Origin of the sequence: Flavobacterium frigoritolerans, assembly GCF_025847275.1 — a bacterium.
In the GTDB taxonomy this organism is placed as follows: domain Bacteria; phylum Bacteroidota; class Bacteroidia; order Flavobacteriales; family Flavobacteriaceae; genus Flavobacterium; species Flavobacterium frigoritolerans.
The window spans coordinates 122,853-142,654 of sequence record NZ_JAOZEV010000002.1 but is presented as its reverse complement, the minus strand read 5'-3'; the positions used below and the strand labels follow the sequence as shown (position 1 = coordinate 142,654).

General features: G+C 29.7%; 19 protein-coding genes. All 19 read left to right on the top strand.

Features of this window, described 5'->3' with window-relative positions; genetic code table 11:
* Positions 1–8 precede the first annotated feature (8 nt).
* The 19 genes from gmd to wecB all read left to right on the top strand — a co-directional run bounded on the left by gmd (position 9) and on the right by wecB (position 19,802).
* On the top strand, positions 9–1,127 hold the full coding sequence (gene gmd, locus OIU80_RS03165; protein ID WP_264285635.1) for a GDP-mannose 4,6-dehydratase: 1,119 nt from the start codon (positions 9–11) through the stop codon (positions 1,125–1,127).
* Positions 1,128–1,176: 49 nt separating this feature from the next.
* The gene (locus tag OIU80_RS03160) at positions 1,177–2,109 is read left to right on the top strand and encodes a GDP-L-fucose synthase family protein (RefSeq protein ID WP_264285634.1); all 933 of its coding nucleotides are present in this window, start codon (positions 1,177–1,179) and stop codon (positions 2,107–2,109) included.
* A gap of 77 nt (positions 2,110–2,186) precedes the next feature.
* Positions 2,187–3,242 (top strand): EpsG family protein, encoded by a 1,056-nt coding sequence (locus tag OIU80_RS03155; protein WP_264285633.1) that lies wholly within the window; start codon positions 2,187–2,189, stop codon positions 3,240–3,242.
* Positions 3,243–3,301: 59 nt separating this feature from the next.
* A complete protein-coding gene (locus OIU80_RS03150) occupies positions 3,302–4,267 on the top strand; it encodes an MraY family glycosyltransferase (protein ID WP_264285632.1) in 966 nt (321 codons plus the stop codon).
* An 82-nt stretch (positions 4,268–4,349) separates the two neighbouring features.
* Positions 4,350–4,775, top strand: coding sequence for a WxcM-like domain-containing protein (locus OIU80_RS03145; protein WP_264285631.1), 426 nt, complete (start codon positions 4,350–4,352; stop codon positions 4,773–4,775).
* Positions 4,768–5,907, top strand: coding sequence for a DegT/DnrJ/EryC1/StrS family aminotransferase (locus OIU80_RS03140; RefSeq protein WP_264285630.1), 1,140 nt, complete (start codon positions 4,768–4,770; stop codon positions 5,905–5,907). Before OIU80_RS03145 ends, OIU80_RS03140 begins: the two co-directional genes overlap by 8 nt.
* A 30-nt stretch (positions 5,908–5,937) precedes the next feature.
* Positions 5,938–6,486: a dTDP-4-dehydrorhamnose 3,5-epimerase gene (gene rfbC / locus OIU80_RS03135; protein WP_264285629.1), complete on the top strand. Its 549-nt coding sequence runs from the start codon at positions 5,938–5,940 to the stop codon at positions 6,484–6,486.
* Positions 6,486–7,337 carry a dTDP-4-dehydrorhamnose reductase gene (gene rfbD / locus OIU80_RS03130; protein WP_264285628.1) on the top strand — a complete coding sequence of 284 codons (852 nt, stop codon included), beginning with the start codon at positions 6,486–6,488 and terminating at the stop codon, positions 7,335–7,337. The genes rfbC and rfbD overlap by 1 nt, the downstream gene beginning before the upstream one ends.
* Positions 7,338–7,380: 43 nt before the next feature.
* Positions 7,381–8,265 (top strand): glucose-1-phosphate thymidylyltransferase RfbA, encoded by an 885-nt coding sequence (gene rfbA / locus OIU80_RS03125; RefSeq protein ID WP_264285627.1) that lies wholly within the window; start codon positions 7,381–7,383, stop codon positions 8,263–8,265.
* 68 nt (positions 8,266–8,333) lie between these two features.
* Complete coding sequence (locus OIU80_RS03120) at positions 8,334–10,298, top strand: nucleoside-diphosphate sugar epimerase/dehydratase (RefSeq protein WP_404827350.1); 1,965 nt, start codon at positions 8,334–8,336, stop codon at positions 10,296–10,298.
* 220 nt (positions 10,299–10,518) lie between these two features.
* On the top strand, positions 10,519–11,388 hold the full coding sequence (locus OIU80_RS03115; RefSeq protein WP_264285626.1) for an ABC transporter permease: 870 nt from the start codon (positions 10,519–10,521) through the stop codon (positions 11,386–11,388).
* A 77-nt stretch (positions 11,389–11,465) separates the two neighbouring features.
* Complete coding sequence (locus OIU80_RS03110; protein WP_264285625.1) at positions 11,466–12,731, top strand: ABC transporter ATP-binding protein; 1,266 nt, start codon at positions 11,466–11,468, stop codon at positions 12,729–12,731.
* Positions 12,732–12,821: 90 nt separating this feature from the next.
* The gene (locus OIU80_RS03105; protein ID WP_264285624.1) at positions 12,822–13,748 is read left to right on the top strand and encodes a glycosyltransferase family 2 protein; all 927 of its coding nucleotides are present in this window, start codon (positions 12,822–12,824) and stop codon (positions 13,746–13,748) included.
* Positions 13,749–13,807: 59 nt separating this feature from the next.
* Positions 13,808–14,722 carry a glycosyltransferase family 2 protein gene (locus OIU80_RS03100; RefSeq protein ID WP_264285623.1) on the top strand — a complete coding sequence of 305 codons (915 nt, stop codon included), beginning with the start codon at positions 13,808–13,810 and terminating at the stop codon, positions 14,720–14,722.
* A complete protein-coding gene (locus OIU80_RS03095; protein WP_264285622.1) occupies positions 14,715–15,548 on the top strand; it encodes a glycosyltransferase family 2 protein in 834 nt (277 codons plus the stop codon). The genes OIU80_RS03100 and OIU80_RS03095 overlap by 8 nt, the downstream gene beginning before the upstream one ends.
* A 48-nt stretch (positions 15,549–15,596) precedes the next feature.
* The gene (locus OIU80_RS03090) at positions 15,597–16,730 is read left to right on the top strand and encodes a glycosyltransferase WbsX family protein (RefSeq protein ID WP_264285620.1); all 1,134 of its coding nucleotides are present in this window, start codon (positions 15,597–15,599) and stop codon (positions 16,728–16,730) included.
* Positions 16,727–17,746, top strand: coding sequence for a glycosyltransferase family 2 protein (locus OIU80_RS03085; protein WP_264285619.1), 1,020 nt, complete (start codon positions 16,727–16,729; stop codon positions 17,744–17,746). The genes OIU80_RS03090 and OIU80_RS03085 overlap by 4 nt, the downstream gene beginning before the upstream one ends.
* Positions 17,743–18,669, top strand: coding sequence for a glycosyltransferase family 2 protein (locus OIU80_RS03080; protein WP_264285618.1), 927 nt, complete (start codon positions 17,743–17,745; stop codon positions 18,667–18,669). Before OIU80_RS03085 ends, OIU80_RS03080 begins: the two co-directional genes overlap by 4 nt.
* Positions 18,666–19,802 carry a non-hydrolyzing UDP-N-acetylglucosamine 2-epimerase gene (wecB, locus tag OIU80_RS03075; protein WP_264285617.1) on the top strand — a complete coding sequence of 379 codons (1,137 nt, stop codon included), beginning with the start codon at positions 18,666–18,668 and terminating at the stop codon, positions 19,800–19,802. The genes OIU80_RS03080 and wecB overlap by 4 nt, the downstream gene beginning before the upstream one ends.

The window sequence follows — 19,802 nt, the reverse complement described above, 5'->3', positions numbered from 1 at the left end:
ATAAAAAAATGAAAATTGCACTTATAACGGGGATCACTGGACAAGATGGTTCGTATTTGGCAGAATTATTATTAGAGAAAGGTTATATGGTTCATGGTGTTAAAAGAAGAGCTTCTTCTTTTAATACACAACGTATAGACCATATCTATCAGGATCAACATGAAACCCATGTAAATTTTAAGCTACATTATGGAGATTTAACAGATTCTACTAATATTATTCGAATTATTCAAGAGGTAAAACCTGATGAAATATATAATTTGGGAGCGATGAGCCATGTAAAAGTTTCATTTGATTCGCCAGAATATGTTGCGAATGTTGATGGTATTGGTACATTACGAATTTTAGAAGCAGTCCGTATTTTAGGTTTAGAAAAGAAAACTCGTATTTATCAGGCGTCAACATCTGAATTGTATGGTGGTTTGGCCGAGAATAAAAATGAAAAAGGGTTTTATGATGAGCATTCACCTTTTTATCCTCGCTCGCCTTATGGAGTAGCGAAAATTTATGGTTTTTGGATTACTAAGAATTATCGCGAAGCTTATGATATGTTTGCTTGTAATGGGATTTTATTTAATCACGAATCGCCTCGTCGAGGAGAAACTTTTGTGACCAGAAAAATAACTATGGCTACTGCCGCTATTGCTTTAGGAGAGCAAGATTGCCTATATTTAGGTAATTTAGATGCACAACGTGATTGGGGACATGCAAAAGACTATGTTGAAGCTATGTGGCGCATTCTACAACAAGATGTTGCTGAAGATTATGTCATCGCGATGGGAGAAACTACCTATGTACGTGATTTTGTTAAAATGTCATTTGCAGAAGTAGGAATCGATATCGAATTTAATGGAGAAGGAGTCAATGAAAAGGGATATGTTGCTTCTTGCAGTAATCCTGCCTACCAGATTGAGCTGGGTAAACAGATTATCGCTGTTGATCCACAATATTTCCGTCCGACAGAAGTAGATTTACTTATTGGAGATCCTACAAAATCAAAAACACAATTAGGCTGGGTACCTAAATATGATTTAGGTGGATTAGTTAAAGAAATGATGGCCTCAGATCTTCAATATGTTTTAAAAGAAAAAATGTTAAAAGAAGTAAGATCTAGTATTAATTATTAATCCGAATGAATAGGAAATAAGTCTATTCTTGAATTAAAAAACAATCATTATGAATTTAAATGATAAAATATACATAGCTGGGCATCGCGGAATGGTAGGTTCAGCTATTTTACGTCAATTAAAAAGCAAAGGGTTCAATAATTTCATTTTACGTACATCTTCTGAATTAGATTTAAGAAATCAGCAAGCGGTTACTAATTTTTTTGAAGAGGAAAAACCTGACTACGTTTTTTTAGCGGCAGCAAAAGTAGGCGGAATTATCGCCAATAATACTTATAAAGGAGATTTTATTTATGAAAATTTGATGATTCAAAATAATGTAATTCATCAATCATATATAAATAACGTAAAGAAATTAATGTTTTTGGGGTCTTCATGTATTTATCCTAAAATGGCCCCGCAGCCATTAAAAGAAGAATATATACTTACGGGAGAATTAGAACCTACAAATGAACCTTATGCAATTGCAAAAATTGCAGGTATTAAGATGTGTGATGCATACAGAGATCAATTTGATTGTAATTTCATTTCTGTAATGCCTACAAATCTATATGGCCCAAATGATAACTATGATTTGAAAAATTCTCATGTATTGCCTGCAATGCTTAGAAAATTTATTACGGCAAAACGAAATGGAGATAGTTCTGTAACTATTTGGGGGACTGGAAGTCCAAAGAGAGAATTTTTACATGCTGATGATCTTGCCCAAGCTTGTTTGTTTTTAATGGAAAACTATAATGATTCTGGTTTAGTTAATATTGGAATTGGACATGATATTTCAATTTTAGATCTAGCAATCTTGATAAAAAAGATAGTAGGATTTGAAGGTGAAATTCTAACTGACACAACGAAGCCGGACGGTACACCACGTAAATTAATGGATGTTTCTAAATTAAGTAGCTATGGATGGAAAGCTAAAACAACTTTAGAAGAAGGTATTCAAAAAGTTTATGATGAAATAAAAGATGTTCATTGGAGTTAATTAATTCCAAAAAAATAAAAACAATTTTATTTTTTAATTGCTATATTATTATTTAAGAAGGCAAATAAATTAACAGTATGATTTTTTATATTTTATTATTATTGATAGTTTTAGTTCTATTTTTTTTTAGTTCTAAGTATCCTAATAAAGAAAAAAATATTAGTTTAATACTGTTGGTGATTTTTGTTTTAATTGGAGGATTCAGAGATAGAATTGGTTGGGATTATAATAATTATACTAATTGGTATCTTAATGGGACCAGGGATAATGGCTTAGAGTTTGGTTTTTTGGCTATAATGAAAGCCTTTCGATATTTAAATCTCGATCATAAATTCCTTTTTTTCTTTTTTTCTTTTTTTACATATCTTTTTGCTTATCTAGGTATCAGAAAATATACAAAAAAAAGTAGTCTCCCCCTAGTTCTATATTTCCTGATACCCGTTTTGTTCTTGTATTCCTTTACGTATATGAGACAATTTTTGTCGGTTACAATTTCTTTTTATGCTTTTAGTTTTTTATTAGATAAAAAGTATTTAAAATATTTTTTATTAATGGGATTAGCTACCTCAATTCATTACAGTTGTTTAATTCCTTTAGTAGTTTTTTTGATATTGTTTAAATGGGGGCAATATATAAAAATCCGTTATCTATATGTAGTAATGGGACTTTCATTTATTATATCACAAATCGGAATTATTCATTTGTTGAGTTTCTTTTTAAGGGACTCTCACTATCTATTTTATGTTTCTAGTAAGTTTGCTATACCAGTTCCTTTGATGAAGTTATTGTTGTTAAATGTTATGGGTTTAATTGTTTTATGGTATTATGATAAATATGGATTTCAACTATTACATCAAAAGTATTTATTGCTGGCATACATTTGTTCAGTCATCTTTGTAAATATCTTTTCAGAATCTTCAGAATTGACTAGAATTTATATTTATTTTAGAATTTTTGAAATCGTTTTGGTTTCAGAAGTAATTCGATCAGCATTAGTAAATAAAAAACTTTGGTTAATAAGTTTTGCTTGCTGCTTTTATATTTTTCCGTTTTTTAGAGCTATAATAATCGACAGTAAAGAACAGCCTCAGAAGGAATTAAAATTAGTTCCTTATAAATCATTACTCTTTTAACATAATAATAAATCTATATAGCTTTCTGGAAAAATGAAAAATGATTTAAAAATTTAATAATGCAATACACAATATTAGGATTCATTTTAATGATTATAATGTTACTTTATTTTAAAGTTGCTGATCGCTTTAATATTATTGACAAACCAAACAAAAGAAGTTCTCATTCGGAAGTTACTTTAAGAGGAGGTGGAATTATTTTTTGGTTTTCTGCTTTACTATATTTTACTCAGCATGTACAAAGTAACTATTTTTTCTTTGCAGGAATAACTTTGGTTAGTTTAGTCAGTTTTTGGGATGATATCCAAAGTTTGTCAAATAAAATAAGAATCTCTGTTCACTTTCTTGCTATTACATTAATTTTTTATGATTTAGGCGTCTTTAGTTTGATGCCAGTATGGGGAGTCGTTATTACTTATATTTTATCCATAGGATTAATCAATGCCTATAATTTCATGGATGGGATAAATGGTATTACAGGTTTGTATACTTTGGTTGTTATGGGGGCATTGTTATATGTAAACACAAAAATTCAATTATTCATTGATGCCGCTTTTATAAAGTATGCAATGATAGCTAGTTTGGTTTTTTTATTCTTTAATTATAGAAAAAAAGCCAAATGTTTTGCTGGAGATGTTGGAAGTATTGCAATTGCTTTTTGGGTAATTTATCTAGTTTTAAAATTAATTTTGGTGACTAATTCGGTTATCTGGTTGTTATTTTTAGCTGTTTATGGAGTTGATGCTATTTGTACAATAATGCATCGTTTGTTTTTGAAGCAAAACATCTTTGAGGCGCATCGTTTGCATTTATATCAAGTTTTAAGTAACGAATATAAAATTCAGCACAGATTGGTTGCTCTATATTACGCAATTGCACAAACGATTATCTCTATTTTTGTTGTGTCTTTATATCAAAAAGTTCATGATATTTTGTTACTTGTAATCATAATAACACCTTTACTTTTGGTGTATTCTTTAAAGTTTTATTTGTTAAATAAAAGCAATTTAAAATTAAGTAGATGAAATTGTCATGATTCAAAAAAAGTCAACAAATAGTATAGAATGACGATTGCATATTCAAATAAAAAACATATATTATCTTAGTATGAATCCTAAAATAATTCAAGGTGGGAATTTCTCCGACCACCGCGGGACTATTTCATATGTGAATGACTTTAGTTTTGCTAATATCGAAAGGTTCTACATGATTAGTAATTCAGAAGAAAACCCTATTCGTGCCTGGCAAGGACATAAACTGGATGCTAAAAACTTTTATTGTGTTAGCGGATCTTTTAAAATCCATTTTGTAAAAATTGATAATTGGAAAAAACCTTCAAAAGATTTAGTTATTGAAACAGTTATTGTTTCTGCTTCGGAAAGTAAAATAGTTCATATTCCTGCGGGCTATGCTAATGCTATTCAGTCTTTAGAAAAAGATTCAAAATTGATATCATTTTCGACTTTACCATTAGAAAATGTTAATGAAGATGATGTTCGTTATGACTCAAATTATTGGAAGATAGATGAGTAAAAAGAGAATTTCTTTATCAGTGACGCAACAAAGTGGATTTGAAGAAAAATATATTCAAAAAGCACTAAAAGATTCTTGGATTACTTCCGGAGGGCCTAACGTTAATGAGTTCGAAAATAAGTTAGAAGACTATTTTAATAATAAAGTTTCTATAGCTGCTTTAAATTCGGGCACAGCCGCGATTCATTTAGCATTAATTTTATTGGGAGTGAAATCGGGTGATGAGGTAATTTGTCAGAGTATGACCTTTTCTGCATCAGCAAACCCTATTTTATATCAAGGTGCTATTCCTATTTTTGTTGATAGCGAACCAGATACTTGGAATATTTGTCCAGAATTTCTTGAGGTTGCAATTAAGGATAGAATTGCAAAAGGGAAAAAACCTAAAGCAATTATTGCTGTCTCTTTATATGGAATGCCTTATAAAATAAATGAAATTCATGCGATTGCAGATCGATATGAAATTCCAATAGTCGAAGACAGTGCAGAAGCTCAAGGGAGTAGTTACAAAGGGAGAAAATGTGGGACTTTTGGTTTATTTGGGATTCTTTCTTTTAATGGTAATAAAATGATTACAACTTCAAGTGGAGGTGCATTAATTGCAAATTCTAATAGATTAAAAGACAAAGCTATTTTTTATGCTACTCAGTCAAGAGATGATGCAATACATTATGAACATAGTGAGGTAGGTTATAATTATAGGATGAGTAATATTTGTGCAGGAATAGGCTGTGGTCAGATGGAAATTTTGGATAAAAATATTACTTTCCGTAGAGAGATGCATGATTTTTATAAAAGAGTATTCGAAGATATAAATGAGGTAACAGTTTTTGAAGAGCCAAGTGACGATTATTTCTCTAATTATTGGTTGAGTACCATTTTGATTGACAATAATAATGATAAAAAGATTGATAAGGAATCTTTACGATTGGTATTTGAAAGAGAGAATATTGAATCGCGGCCTTTATGGAAACCAATGCATTTACAGCCCTTGTTTTTTGGTTATCCATTTTATGGAGAAAAAATAGCTGAAAGTTTATTCGAAAAAGGGTTGTGTTTGCCTTCAGGATCAAACCTTACAAACGATGATAAGAATAGAATTAAAGGAGCAATTGAAGCCTTTTTTTATTAACATAAGAATAAATAAGAATTATATTTTAATATGAGAATTGAAGAAACATTTATAAAAGATTTAGTAATAGTTGAACCAACAGTATTTGGTGATGAAAGAGGTTATTTCTTTGAATCATACAGTAAGACTAAGTTTAAAGATTTAGGGATTGATATTGATTTCGTACAGGATAATCAATCTTTCTCTAAAAAAGGAACTTTAAGGGGATTACATTATCAAAATCCTCCTTTCGCACAAACTAAATTGGTACGTGTTTTAGAAGGAAAAATAATAGATGTAGCAGTAGATTTAAGAAAAGATTCTCCTACCTATGGAAAAACATTTAGTATACTGCTTTCAGCAGAAAACAAGAAGCAATTGTTAGTGCCTCAAGGTTTTGCTCATGGTTTTTCGGTAATTAGTGAAACAGCATCAGTAATGTATAAGTGTGATCAGTTTTATAATAAAGCCTCAGAGGGTGGAATCAAATTTAATGACCCATCTTTAAATATTGATTGGGGAATGGATTTAGATGAGGCAATAGTTTCTGAAAAAGATCAAGTTCTTCCTTTTATGGAAAATTGTAATAGCTTGTTTTAATGGAAAAGATACTTGTAACTGGGGCAAATGGACAGCTTGGATCAGAGTTATTTGTATTATCTTCAAATTATTCACAATACCAATGGTTTTTTGCAGACAGAACAAAAATTACTTTAGATAATTTGGATCTCTTAAAAGAGCAATTATACGATATTAATCCCACAATTATATTAAATTGTGGAGCTTATACAGCAGTTGATAAAGCTGAAACTGAAAAGGAATTGGCAGAGATTGTTAATCATTTGGCAGTGGAAGTAATAGCAAAATATTCAGCTAGAAATAAAGTAAAACTAATTCATATATCTACAGATTATGTTTTCGATGGAACATCTTCAGTTGCTCTGGATGAAGAAGCTTTGACAAATCCTATCAATGTCTATGGGGAAACTAAAAGATTGGGGGAATTAGCTTGTTTGCAAGAAAATCCAAATTCAATCATTATAAGAACATCGTGGGTTTATAGTAAATTTGGTAATAATTTTGTAAAAACTATGCAACGATTGATGCAAGAAAGAGAGTCAATTAGTGTAGTTAATGATCAAATAGGGTCACCAACTTATGCAGCTGATTTAGCACAAGTTCTAATCGATATTATTTCATCAAGTAAATGGATTCCTGGAATTTATAATTATTCGAATGAAGGAGAGATTAGTTGGTATGAATTTGCATTGACTATAAAAGAAGTTGGTGGTTATAATTGTAAAGTTGGAGGAATTCCTTCTTCAGCATACCCCACTCCAGCAAAACGCCCCTCTTTTTCTTTATTAGATAAAAATAAAATAAAGAAAGTCTATGGAGTGGACGTTCCAAATTACAAAGAGAGTTTAAAAAAAATGCTGGCACAATTATAGTTGCTTAATTTTTATTAGTATAATATAGATATAATCCAGACAAATGAAAGGAATTATTTTAGCAGGAGGTTCGGGTACCAGACTACATCCATTAACACTTGCAATGAGCAAGCAAATGATGCCAGTATATGATAAACCAATGATTTATTATCCACTATCAACTTTAATGATGGCAGGGATAAATGAAATTTTGATTATTTCAACGCCTCATGATTTACCAAATTTTAAAAAATTATTAGGAAATGGTGAGAATTTAGGTTGTAAATTTAGTTATGCGGAACAGGCTATACCAAATGGATTAGCACAAGCTTTTGTAATTGGAGAAGAATTCATCGGAAATGATGATGTTGCTTTAATTTTAGGAGACAATATATTTTTTGGAGCCAATATGCAGGAACTCTTACGTTCTAATACAAAGCCAGATGGAGGAGTAGTTTTTGCATACCATGTTTCGGATCCAGAACGTTACGGAGTAGTAGAATTTGACGAAGATTTAAAAGCCATTTCTATAGAAGAGAAGCCAGTTAATCCTAAATCTCATTATGCAGTTCCAGGGTTGTATTTTTATGATAATTCAGTTGTTGAAATAGCCAAAAATATTGAGCCAAGTGCGCGTGGAGAATATGAAATTACTGATGTAAATAAAGTATATCTATCAAAAGAAGCTTTAAAGGTGGGGATTTTAAGTAGAGGCACAGCTTGGCTTGATACTGGAACTTTTAATAGTTTAATGCAAGCTGGGCAGTTTGTACAGGTTCTTGAGGAGCGACAAGGGCTAAAAGTTGGATGTATTGAAGAGATCGCTTGGAGACAAGGTTTTATTAATGACACTCAACTTGAAGAATTAGCATCACCTCTTGTTAAATCTGGTTATGGAGCATATTTGTTGGATTTTTTGAAACAAAAGAGAGCTGGTGTTAAAATTTAATTTTTTGAATCCATTATTTCGTATTTTTGTAATTATTATCGGACTCTATAATTCTAAGACAAACTAATTTGAATAACGAACCAACCAATTTAGCAATTTTATTTGCTAAGTATTTCTCGATAGCTAATTTAAGGCTTAATATCCATAACCTGAGTTATTTGCCTAGGTGGATTATAGTCTTAATGGATGTTATGGTATTGATTTTCTCCTTTACTTTTACTTATTTATTATTTAAAGGTACTGGTCTAGGATATATTATAACGCATCATGAGTTTTATTTTGTTGGCTCACTCTTGGGAGTTAATGTTTTTTTCTTTTGGCTATTTAGAACTTATTCAGGTATAATTAGACACTCATCATATATTGATGCAATAAAGCTGTTGTTCTCACAAATGTCAGTATTGATTGTTTTTTTGTTCTTCAATTTTGTATTTGAATTATATCATGGAGATAAAGCATTTTTAAATACCGCACTTTTTATAAATATAGTGCTTTCATTTTGTGGTTTGTTTTTATATCGAGTTGTCGTTAAACAAACATTTGAACTTTATTTTGCAGAAAAAAATAATAGTAAATTAATAAGAACTATTATTTACGGAACGGATGCCAACGCGATATCAGTAGCAAATGCATTAAAATTTGAAACGCCTTCTCGTTTTAAAATTGTAGGTTTCGTAGATAAAAATAACCAGAATGCATCGAAGAGGATGCTGGATTTACCAATTTTAATTCAAAAGAAAAGATTACCTGCATTAATGCGCTCAGTTGCAGCAGAAGGGATTATTATTGCTGATAAAAGTCTATCTAAGGATGAACAATTGATTATTGTAGATCAGTGTTTAGAATTTAACTATAGGGTTTATACAGTGCCTTTAATTTCGGATTGGGAAAACCAGAAAGAAATCTCTCAAAAAGTAAAGAATATTCAGATTGAGGATTTACTGGAAAGAAAACCAATCGTATTGGATAGTAAATCTATATCGAAACAATTAAAAGATAAAACCATTTTAATTACTGGGGCTGCAGGATCCATTGGTAGTGAAATAGTAAGACAGGTAATAGGGTTCAATCCTAAAAACATAATTTTATTAGATCAGGCAGAAACGCCACTGCATAGTCTTTGTTTAGAAACTCAAAATATAATTTCGGATTCTCGAATTCATGCTGTAATTGCCGATGTGAAGAGTAAAGAGGCAATGGAGAGAGTGTTTAAAGTGCATGGGCCACAAGTTGTTTTTCATGCCGCCGCTTATAAACATGTACCTTTGATGGAAGGGAATCCATCTCAGGCTATATTAACAAATATAGAAGGAACAAAAAATTTAGCTGATTTAGCTTGCAAATATAAAGTGAAGAAATTCGTAATGGTTTCTACAGATAAAGCAGTAAATCCTAGCAATGTAATGGGGGCTAGTAAACGTATTGCTGAAAAATATGTACAGTCATTACACCTGAAAAATCAGAAAGAAAAAGGGAAGGATACTACGAAATTTATCACAACTCGTTTTGGAAATGTATTAGGCTCTAATGGATCAGTTGTTCCTTTGTTTACTAAACAAATTGCCGAAGGTGGACCACTTACTATAACACACCCAGATATTATTAGATATTTCATGACTATTCCTGAAGCATGTCAGTTAGTTCTTGAAGCTGGCGCAATGGGTAACGGTGGAGAAATTTACATATTTGATATGGGAAAACCCGTTCGAATTATTGATTTGGCTCGGAAAATGATAAAATTAGCAGGGTTTATTCCGGAAAAGGAAATCAAGATTCAGATAGTTGGACTTAGACCAGGAGAAAAACTTTTTGAAGAATTATTAAATGATACTTCAAAAACGCTTCCTACATATCATAACAAAATTATGATTGCTGAAGAAATTCAAGATGAATATGAGACCTTGCATATTGAAATAGATGAGTTAATAGGTATCTCTAAATTTTTTGACAATGATGATATTGTTGCCAAGATGAAAAAAATAGTGCCAGAGTTTAAAAGTATGAACTCTAGTTTTGAAATTCTTGATAAATAGATATAATGAGCGTGAATATATTTATGCTTTAATTTCTTATAAAAAGGTGTTTTTTAATTAAAAGCACCTTTTTTGTTTTTATTATTTAGAATACAAATGTGTGTATGAAGAAGATAATTTATTTTAATTATTACATTTGCCCTTAATAATACCATACCTTTTTTTAGTCTTTAAAAAGAAGTAATAGAACTTATTTTAAAAGCAGAATTTTAAAATGTCAATGAATAAATCAGAAAATGTTTCAGCGTCTTGGTTGTTTGAAATAACACCTAAGAATAAATTTTTTTCACTGAATCTAAAAGAAGTTTGGCAATATCGTGATTTGCTGGTTCTTTTTGTAAAAAGAGACATAGTGACTGTTTATAAACAGACAGTGCTAGGTCCGCTTTGGTATTTAATTCAGCCTTTATTTACCTCTGTAACTTTTACTATAATATTTAATAATGTTGCAGGAATTGATACAGGATCTGTACCTCCTTTTTTGTTTAATCTTGCTGGAATTACGGTTTGGAATTATTTTACAGCTTGTCTTACTGGGACTTCTGATACTTTTAGAGCCAATGCAGGTATATTTGGTAAAGTATATTTCCCAAGAATAATTACCCCTTTATCTATTGTAATTTCTAACTTGATAAAATTTGGAATTCAGTTTTTGATTTTTATTGTTTTTTATATTTACTATTATCTTCAAGGTGCGGTTATTAATTTAAATGCTGCAGCATTTTTTTTTCCTGTAATTATTGTATTGATGGGAATTCTTGGACTAGGATTAGGAATGTTTATATCGTCACTAGTTACTAAGTATAGAGATTTTAGTAATTTAATTGGTTTTGGTGTACAATTGCTGATGTATCTTTCTGCTGTTGTATATCCGATGGCATTGATTCAAGATAAATTACCAAATTATGGGTGGTTGGTACATTACAATCCGTTAGCTTATATAATTGAGACATCGAGGTACATGCTTTTGAGTGTTGGTAATATTTCATTTTATGGTCTTCTCTATACTTTCATAATAACAATAATTATATTTTTTGCAGGATTATTAGTTTTTAATAAAACAGAGAAAAGTTTTATAGACACAGTATAGTTTTTATATGTATTACACTAAATAAATATAATCGATTATCCTCCTTCAATATGGCTGGAAGATGATTTTAAATAAAAATGAGCAAAGACATTATATTAAAAGCCGAAAGTATTTCAAAACAATACCGATTAGGACAAGTGGGTACGGGAACTTTAAGCCATGATTTAAATCGGTGGTGGTATCGCATACGTGGAAAAGAAAATCCCTATTTAAAAATAGGTGATATAAATGATCGGAGTACAAAAGGGACCAGTGATTATGTATGGGCTTTACAAGATATTAATTTTGAAGTTGAGCGTGGTGAGGTTTTAGGAATCATTGGTAAAAATGGAGCAGGTAAGTCCACACTATTAAAAATTTTATCAAAGGTTACCGCCCCAACTACAGGAAGTATTAAATCTCGTGGCCGTATTGCATCATTGTTGGAAGTCGGTACAGGATTTAATCCAGAACTTACTGGAAGAGAAAATATTTTCCTGAATGGTGCCATTTTAGGAATGACGAAAAAAGAAATCACATCAAAGTTAGATGAAATTATAGATTTTTCAGGATGTGAACGTTATATAGATACACCTGTAAAAAGATATAGTAGCGGAATGACAGTTCGTTTGGCTTTTGCAGTTGCAGCTTTCTTAGAGCCTGAAATTTTGGTTATCGATGAGGTTTTAGCTGTTGGTGATGCTGAGTTTCAGAAAAAAGCTATTGGGAAAATGCAAGATATTTCCAAAGGAGAAGGTCGTACTGTTTTGTTTGTCAGTCATAATATGGCGGCAGTGAAGAGTTTGTGTACGAGAGGGATTGTTTTGGAGCATGGTAAAGTAGTTTTTGAAGGAGAAATAGAAAATGTAGTGAGTTATTATCTTGGAGGTGATACTAATTCAATGAATTTTAAAACATTTGGTAAAGAATATGATTTACCAATCTTTAAGTTAAATGAAATTTCTTTAAATAATTTAGGAAGGAGCTCAGATGATGTATTAAGAGAAAATGAGATAATTAATCTTAATACAAGAATAGATATAAAAGTAAAGAATGCTCAAAGGTATCACTTAACCTATCATTTATATAATGAGATGGGTGAAGCAATGTTCTCTTTTTCTAATGTTGAATCATTAGCCTTAAAATATGGAACGAATAAGATTGTATGTAATTTCCCAATTTACTTTCTTCAATCAGGACAATATTTTTTATCACTTTTTATAGTTGAGGATTCAAGACAAGCAATTTTTATTGAAAAAGATATTATTGCATTTACAGTTGTTGATTCTGGTAGAGAATTGGGGACTTATATGGGAAGAGAACCGGGTTTTATAAGACCTCAATTTATATGGCAACATAGTTAAATTAGAGCAGAGCATTATCATTGTTTTTGCTGATTTTTAAAATAATAAATAATGTCATGTTGATATATGTTAAAAGATAAAGTTCTATTGATGGAAAGTAACGAAAAAACAATAACTGTATCAGTTGAGATGATTACTTTTAAACAAGAACTCTATATACAAGAAGCTGTAGAAGGTGTTTTAATGCAACAAACTAATTTTGATTTTGAATTAATCATTGTTGATGATTGCTCTCCTGATTCTACTGCCGAAATAATTGAAGCGATTATAAAAAATCATCCCAAGGGGGATAGAATTAAGTATTTTAGACACAAAGAAAATATAGGGATGCAAGCTAATGGTGTTTTTGCATACCATCAATGTAATGGAAAATATGTTGCTTTGTGTGAGGGAGATGATTACTGGACTGATCCTTTAAAACTACAAAAACAAGTTGATTTTTTAGAAGCTAACCCTGATTATGTTTTGTGTTTTCACTCAGTAAACATTTTGAATAAAGATGGTACAATTGTAGAAGATTTTATTACAAAAGTACCAGAAAATTATGAAACATTAGAAACATTAGCCCGATTAGGAAATTATATACATACGCCCTCTGTAGTTTTTAGGAATATAATAAAAGAATTTCCATTTGAATTTGAGCTTTCTCCTATTGGGGATTATTTTTTATACATGATGCTTGCCAAAGAAGGGAAATTAAAATATATTGAAGAAGGTATGGCAGTTTATAGATATGGAGTAGGTGTTTTTTCGAGTAGCTCAGATTTAAGTATGATTAAAAGTAATTTAAAATTATTTACTTGTTTGTTATCTTATTTTAATGAAGAAAAAATTAATAAAATTATTTTTAAACGACAATTAGAATCAGTCTTAGCTTTGGAATTATCTTTACACAGTAAATATTCGGATAGTTTTGTTTCTAATCATATTTTTTTTGTACTATTAAAAATTGTTAAGTGTAATTATAAATTTCCTAAAAGGATGATTAAGAAAATTTACTATAAATTAAAATACTGAGGATTGAGCATTAAGGGGTTTGGTTTTTAAAGATTTATGTTTGATTTTGAAATTTTATAATGGATATGCTGGCGATAATAATACCATACTATAAACGGACTTTTTTTCAGTCTACACTTCAATCTTTGGCAAATCAAACTGATAAACGTTTTAAAGTTTATATAGGAGATGATGCAAGTATTGATAGTCCATTAGAATTATTAAGTCAATTCCATGGAAAGTTTGAATTCCTTTATCATCGTTTCGAGAAAAATTTAGGAAGTATTTCGCTAGCAAGGCAATGGGAACGCTGTATTGAATTAAGCAAAGAAGAAGAATGGATAATGATTTTAGGAGATGATGATTTTATTGACAATAATTTGGTTGAATTATGGCATATAAATTTTAATTTATTTTATAAGAAAGCACAAGTTATTCGATTTGCATCTAAAATAATAATTGAGGAAAATAATACGGTTAGTAATATTTTTACGCATCCTATATGGGAAATTGCTACAGTTTCATTCTACAGAAAGTTTCAACATTTGACAAGGAGCTCGCTATCTGAATATATTTTTTCAAGAGAATCATTTCTTAAATTCGGATTCTATGATTATCCTTTAGCTTGGAATAGCGATGACCGGGCCTGGCTAGATTTTTCTGATAATCAACCTATTTTTACGATTAATGAATGTGTTGTATTTGTTAGGCTTTCAATATTTAATATTTCCGGAAAACAAGATAATAATAATCTTAAGAGCTTTTCCGTATTATCATTTTTTAGGTTTTTAATCTTAAAAAAACTTAAAAATTATACGAATCAAGAAAAGGAAAAAATCATCAGATTTTATGAAAATGAAATAAGTAAACAGAGAAAATTAAAATTGTCTGAATTTTGTTTTATATTATATTTTTATTTGAAGTATTTTGATTTTTATTTAATAAAAAAGTTCATTAAAAGATTTTTGAAAAACATTTTAAAAAAGCATGAATAAAAAAGTTTCCATTATTGTTCCTTGTTATAACCAAGCCCAATATCTAGAAGAGGCTTTACAATCAGTCTTATGTCAAACATATGACAATTGGGAATGTATAATTGTAAATGATGGAAGTCCCGATAATACAGAAGAGATAATCGAAAAATGGTGTAAGAAAGATGGTCGGTTTAAAAATATTTATCAAAAAAATGGAGGACTGAGCAGTGCTAGAAATTTGGGTATTTCTGTAGCAATTGGAGAAGTGATCTTACCATTGGATGCAGATGATAAAATAGGTTTAAATTATGTTTCATTGGCTATAGAAGCTTTTGAGAAGAATTCTTCTTTAAAAGTTGTGTATTGTAAAGCAGAAAAATTTGGAGAAGAAATAGGTGAATGGAAGTTACCCTCTTTTTCACTTTTTAATTTAAGTAGAAATAACTTAATATTTTGCTCTGCTTTTTTTAAAAAGGAAGATTGGAAGTCAGTCGGAGGTTATGATATATCAATGAAACATGGGTGGGAAGATTGGGAATTTTGGATCGCTATTTTAAAAAATGGAGGTACTGTAAAGCGATTGGAGGAAGTTGATTTTTATTATAGAATTAAAAAAACATCAATGCTTCAATCGATGAATCGTAAAAATGAGATTGATATTTTAAATTATTTAAGCGTAAAGCATGTTGATTTTTTTGTAAAATATTATGGCTCATTTAAAGAAATGGAACATCAATTAACAGTATTAGAAAAAATGAATGAATTAAATCTAAAAAGCGAAAAATTTGTAATAGATGTTTTTTGCAAAAAATTCTTTGGATTTACTGTGTTCGGGAAATATAAATAATCTTACTTAGAGTATAACTTAGATTTAGTTGTTGAAATAATATTTGAAATGTCTGAAAATAAAATACAATTTTTAGCTTATTATCTTCCACAATATCATCCTATAGAAGAAAATGATAAATGGTGGGGTAAAGGCTTTACGGAGTGGACAAATGTTGCTAAGGCTAAACCTTTATTTAAAGGACATTACCAACCGATACTTCCAGCAGATTTAGGTTTTTATGATTTAAGAGTGCCAGAAGTTCAAGAACAGCAGGCACAACTTGCGAAAGAATATGGTATTGATGGGTTTATATATTATCAATATTGGTTTGGAAATAGCAAAATGTTACTGGAGAGACCTGCTGAGGCTATGTTGAACAATAAAAAAATAGATTTATCCTTTTGTTTTTGTTGGGCAAATGAAACATGGAAAGGTATTTGGCATGGACTTGACAACGGAGATATATTGATTGAGCAAACTTATCAAGGAGAAGAAGGTTATAGAGCTTATTTTGAATATTTATTGCCATTTTTTAAGGATGAACGATACATTAAGGTAGATAATAAACCCATGTTTCATATCTATAGAATAGAAGATATACCTGATTGGAATATGTTTTTAGAACTATTTGATGATTTAGCAATTCAGAATGGATTTAAAGGCATACATTTTATTGTTACAGTATTAAGCAAAGAATCTAGTGAGATATTAAAAAATAGGTTTGTGTATGGACAGGTGGGGACAGATGTTTTTAGGAAAATGAGATACTCCAAAGGATTTTTGTTTGAAAATGTTAGATATCTAGGATGGTTGGAAAGAAAAATAAAAGTCAATCTTGGTTTTACAAACGAAATAGGAAAGAGACTTAAACCTTTAATTTTTGATTATGATAAGGCCGTTTCTCATTTTAGTAGCGCTTTTCATAATGAAAAATATATTCCCTGTGTTTTTCCTAATTGGGATAATTCAGCCCGAAGTGGAAAAAAATCATTGATTTTTGTTAATGCAAATCCTAATTCTTGGAGAAAACATTTAGAAAAAACAGTAAAAGAATTGTTGAAAAATCCAAAAAACCCACAAATAATAATTATAAAATCCTGGAATGAATGGGCAGAAGGAAATCATTTGGAGCCTGATGTGAAATTTGGACTAGAATGGTTAAAAACTGTTAAAGAAGTAAAAAAAAGGTTATATAAATGAGTGAATTAAATAATCGATTGGTAAGTATTATACTTCCTGTTTATAATGGTGAAAAGTATATTTCACTATCAATTGAAAGTTGCTTGCAACAAACTCATAAAAATATCGAATTAATTGTTGTAAATGACTGTTCTACAGATTCGACATTATCAATTGTAAATCAATATGCTGAATTTGATGATAGAATTAAAATTCTAAATAATACTGAAAATAAAAAACTACCAGCAAGTTTAAATATTGGTCATAGAGAGGCAAAAGGTGATTTTATAACTTGGACAAGCGATGATAATCTTTACAAGTTAAATGCAATTGAAGAGCTTTTAAATGCATTGCTAAAAAATAATGCGGATGTAGTTTATAGTAATTTCTGTCTTATTGATAATTTCGGTAATATTAGAAAAGAGGTTCGGTTATTAGAGTTTGAAAATATAATTTTCGGGAATGTTATTGGATGTTGTTTTTTATATAAGAAAGAAGTTTTTGAAAAAAACAAAGGCTATAATGAAAGTTTCTTTTTAGTTGAAGATTATGATTTTTGGTTACGTGCGATTTTACATAGCAAATATTATAAGTTAGATGAATTTTTATATAGTTATAGAACTCATGAAGATAGTTTGTCCAATCAGATAGCTGTTTTTGATGATAAGAAATTACTTTGGCAGGAGAATATTGCTAAGATGTATTACGAATTTTCAAAAAACTTTTCAGAGGATCATTTTGAAATTTTTTCTGAGTTGCAAACTAAAATTTTAACGTATGAAAAAATTCCATTCGATTGGATTATAAAGAATCATCTTTATATTAAAAAGTTTCAGGAAAATCTTTATAGTAATAAATTTTTTTTAAATAAAAGAGCAATAGGAAGGGCTTTTCTGGATAAGATTATTATGTTGATGGTATTAGATTTTAATCCTAGAAAAATTAAAATACATTGTTTTTTTATTTTAAGAAATTATTTTTATTTGTTGAATAAGAACGATTTTAAAATATTAATTAAGTACTCTTTTTTTAAATGAAACCTATAGTAACTATAGTAATGGCAACTTACAACAGAAGTCATTTTATTCTGGAAACACTAGTTTCAATTCAAAATCAAACTTTAAAAAAATGGGAATGTTTAATTATTGATGATGGAGGAACAGACAATACATTAGAAGTAATCAGTCCTATTTTAGATTTAGATTTACGTTTTAAATTTTTTAAACGGCCAAATCAATATGGAAAAGGGTTGCCGGGTTGCCGTAATTACGGTATGGATATGGCTAAAGGGGAGTATATTATCTTCTTTGATGATGATGATATTGTTCATCCGCAAAATTTAGAATTATGTGTTACGGAATTAAATAAAAATGAAGCTTCATTTTGTAGATATCAGAGAGAAGTTTTTTTTAATGAATTTGACTATAATTTTGATTATTCTAAAAAATATACATCATTTAAAATCGATGTTAATGATGTGGGAAGAATACTAAATAATGATTTGCCATTTAATTCTTGTGCGGTAATGTGGAAGAGAGAGTGTTTTGTCAATAATCGATTTGTAGAACATTTGATGTTTGCAGAAGAATGGGAATTGTATTCCAGAATTGTATCTACAGGAATAAAGGGTATTTCAATAAATAAATGTTTATTTTATGGAAGAAAACATTCTAATTCAAATACAGGTGAGTTTTTTCAGAATAATCCAATTAGGAGAGCTTCTCAGGCTGATGCGGTTATTTTGGTCGTTCAGAATTTAAAAGATAAACAATTGTTTACAACTCCATTAATTCAATATTTTGTAACTTTTTCTATTGGTTTTAAAGAATATGATTTGTTTAATCGAATACAAAATGTTTTAGATCTAAGTTTTTTTAAACGTTTAAAATGGAGTTTATTTTATCATTCTTACTCTTTGCGTCTTCCAGTTTATAAAATAAAAAAACGACTTAAAAAATGAAAATCCTTCTCTGTTTTGGTACTCGTCCAGAAGCTATTAAAATGGCTCCATTATATTATGAATTAAAAAGTAAACAACTCGAAGTTATTGTTTGTGTTACGGCACAACACCGACAAATGCTAGATCAAGTTTTGGATTTTTTTGAGATAGTACCAGATTATGACCTCGATTTAATGCAGGCAAATCAAAGTTTGAATAAATTAAGTGCTAAAATCCTTTGTAAAATAGACGAAGTTTTAATAATAGAGAAGCCTGATTTAATTTTAGTGCATGGAGATACTACAACATCTTCAATGGTTGCTTTGGCTGCATTTCATTTAGGTATAAAAGTAGGTCATGTAGAAGCAGGATTACGAACATATAATAAAAAGGCACCGTTTCCGGAAGAAATTAATAGACAATTAACCAGTAGATTGGTAGATTTTCATTTTACTCCAACAGTTCAAGCAACACAAAACTTACTAAACGAAGGTATTCTCCCAAAAAGTATTATTGAAACTGGTAATACAGTTATTGATGCATTATTATGGACTATAAATAAGATATCAAAAAAAGATTATCATCATCCAGAAATTGAAAAATTAAAAAAAGAAATTCCAAGTAAAAAAAGAATAGTTTTAGTAACTGGACATCGAAGAGAGAATTTTGAATCAGGTTTAAGAAATCTGTGTGAAGCACTTTTAAAAATTTCAGAAAGAGAAGATGTTACGATTGTTTATCCAGTTCATTTAAACCCAAATGTTAAAAGAATAGTTTCTGAATTACTTTCAAATAAAAAAAATATTCTTCTGATTCAGCCAGTTTCTTATCCAGTATTTATTTGGCTGATGCAGCAATCTTTTTTGATTGTGACAGATTCCGGTGGAATTCAGGAAGAGGCTCCGTCATTAGGTAAACCTGTTTTGGTGACTAGGGATGTTTCTGAAAGACCAGAAGGAGTTAAGGCAGGGTTTTCGACCTTGGTAGGAACTGATAAAAATAAAATTATAAATACTATTCAACTTATTTTAGACGATTTTAAAGGATTTAAAAAATCAAAAAACCCTTATGGAAATGGAGATACTTCTAAAAAGATTGTTGATTATTTAATGTTTTGCAATGAAAATATCTATAGCGGCAAATCCGTTAAATAA